Source organism: Streptomyces narbonensis, assembly GCF_014649015.1.
Taxonomy (GTDB): Bacteria; Actinomycetota; Actinomycetes; order Streptomycetales; family Streptomycetaceae; genus Streptomyces; species Streptomyces narbonensis.
Genome location: NZ_BMSF01000063.1, coordinates 1 through 1,296, shown reverse-complemented (window position 1 = coordinate 1,296; position 1,296 = coordinate 1). Strand labels below are relative to the sequence as shown.

Genomic DNA, 1,296 nt, shown 5'->3' with positions numbered 1-1,296 from the left:
TGTTTCTCGATCCCTGTTGTTCTTCATAAATAGCATGGATATCTAAGAACAGTTCAGCGACTGTCATATTTAGATGTCGATGACGTGTGTAGCGTAAAAATTTATATTCGCCAGATAGACCTCTCATAATTAATTGGCATGCGACCTTGTTATTGATATGAATGCCATTATTGTTCAGTCTGTCGATAATGTTTGTGACTTTTGTTTCAAATGCATCTGCAGGTGTACTGCCATTATATTGCAAATTTGCCAGGGTCACAATGTCGTTTGCCTCTTGGGTATCAGATTGCATTTTTTCAATACTTTTGGAAAGAATTTTCATGATATCCGTATAATCAACGGATAGGATGTCTTTGACCCAGGTAGGTAGGAATTGAGAGGGAGCAAATATTTGAAAAGTGTTATACAAGAAGGTGAGTTCATCATCAGTGATCTGACGTACGGGTTTTCCGTTTACTGTCGGAATAATACCACCGAGATTCGAGTTTTGTAAAAATTTGATGTATGTTTTAACCCAATTTGGAAAGTCATTAGGTGAGGTTAACATTGGTGGTGGTCTGACATATTTTTTAGTGGATGTCATATCAGAGTCCGCTGAGGATGAATCAGTAAATGTATTACCTGACTCAGGTGATGGAGTGCTCAGAGGCGTTCCAACTGATGATGGATACTGCGGAAACTGTGATTGTGGCCCAGGTGGAAAGTACATAGGCGACATTTGATAAGGTGTATACGGAATCATAGATGGGCGTCCGTAAAATGACCAATCAGATGGATTGGCTTGGTTTTGGGTCATCATGCACTGCTGTGGGTACGGCCCATTCTGTGGAGGTGGTACTGAAGCAGGTTGAGGAGAGGCATGATGGGGGTTCTCTGGAACAGCTGATGAAGCAGGTGTTGTTGTCTGTTGAGAGTTAGCCTTAGTGGAAGCCTTCTCACATTCTTCTGTTTTGGAAGCTGAAACGTCTAACGGATCTTGATTTGTGTGGACTTCCTTAGAAGTAACCGAAGCACAGGCGCTACCATGAGAAATGGGTGAATGTTGAGATCAAAATGGAATCTATATTTCTACATACTAATATTACGATTATTCCTCATTCTAGTTGAAGTGCATGTTAACGAAGCCTTTGTCGACTTTCCTCCAATCACTTTTCCGTTGAGTAGGAAAATGTTACCAATTTGTGACTTGTAATATGGTTGGTTACCATATGAAGCATCGCTTATTGCGACTAGTTTATTATCTGGCTTGGTAGGTTTGTTTTTGTGCCATATTAATTGTTTATCTCTAGTGTCCCA

At 40.4% G+C, this 1,296-nt stretch carries 1 protein-coding gene; it reads right to left on the bottom strand.

Going from position 1 to position 1,296, the window contains the following annotated elements; all coding sequences use genetic code 11:
• On the bottom strand, positions 1-799 hold a 799-nt coding region (locus tag IE124_RS36200), incomplete at its 3' end, for a hypothetical protein (protein WP_229833167.1).
• Positions 800-1,296 lie beyond the last annotated feature (497 nt).